1 pseudogene is annotated in these 507 nt (G+C 63.1%); it reads left to right on the top strand.

Going from position 1 to position 507, the window contains the following annotated elements:
• A pseudogene (locus K5E40_RS34425) lies at positions 1 to 476 on the top strand (IS21 family transposase); the annotation flags it as partial.
• Between the last annotated feature and the right edge of the window lie 31 nt (positions 477 to 507).

Consider the following 507-nt stretch of genomic DNA (forward strand, 5'->3'; position numbering starts at 1 on the left):
TGGTGAAGCACCAACTCGAAGTGCGGCTAACCGCTAAGACCGTCGAGTGCTTCCACGCCAACCAGCGGGTGGCCAGTCACCTGCGCTCGCTGCACAAAGGCCGCCACACCACCCAAACCGAGCACATGCCCAAGAGCCACCGGGAGCACGCCGAATGGACACCGCAACGGCTGATCCGCTGGGCCGAGCAGACCGGGCCTAACACCGCTGGCGTTATCGCCTACATCCTTGAGCGCCGAATCCATCCTCAGCACGGCTTCCGCGCCTGCCTGGGCATCCTGCGCCTGAGCAAGCAGCACGGCGAAGAGCGGCTGGAAGCCGCTTGCCAGCGAGCGCTGGCACTGGGCGCGTGCAGCTACAAAAGCCTTGAATCGATCCTGCGCCAAGGGCTGGAAAAGCTACCGCTGTCCCAGCAAAACCTGCCGCTACTGCCCGACGAACACATCAACCTGCGCGGCCCTGGCTACTACCACTGACCTGAAAAAGGAGCACCAAAATGCTGCCCAA

Source organism: Pseudomonas baetica (assembly GCF_019733355.1).
Taxonomy (GTDB): domain Bacteria; phylum Pseudomonadota; class Gammaproteobacteria; order Pseudomonadales; family Pseudomonadaceae; genus Aquipseudomonas; species Aquipseudomonas baetica_A.